Below are 207 nucleotides of genomic sequence, written 5' to 3'. Positions count from 1 at the left end.
GATACTGAACATCATACGTGAACGCGGGCAACGTGGGTTGCCAGTAGAAGACGTGTATCGACTGCTATATAACCCAGACCTGTATTTACGCGCCTACGCGAAGCTAAACAGCAACGCAGGTGCAATGACACCAGGCGCTACGCCCGAAACAGTGGACGGTATGTCTAAGAGCGAAAATTAACGCCATCATTGAGACTCTGAGAAATG

1 protein-coding gene is annotated in these 207 nt (G+C 49.8%); it reads left to right on the top strand.

Annotated features, from left to right (window positions below; translation table 11 throughout):
- Nucleotides 1–181: hypothetical protein (locus tag AABK37_RS42375; RefSeq protein ID WP_432557327.1), on the top strand; the 181-nt coding region annotated here is incomplete at its 5' end.
- Between the last annotated feature and the right edge of the window lie 26 nt (nucleotides 182–207).

This window comes from Tolypothrix sp. VBCCA 56010, assembly GCF_050875635.1.
Classification (GTDB): domain Bacteria; phylum Cyanobacteriota; class Cyanobacteriia; order Cyanobacteriales; family Nostocaceae; genus Hassallia.
This window is presented reverse-complemented; position numbering and strand designations above follow the sequence as displayed.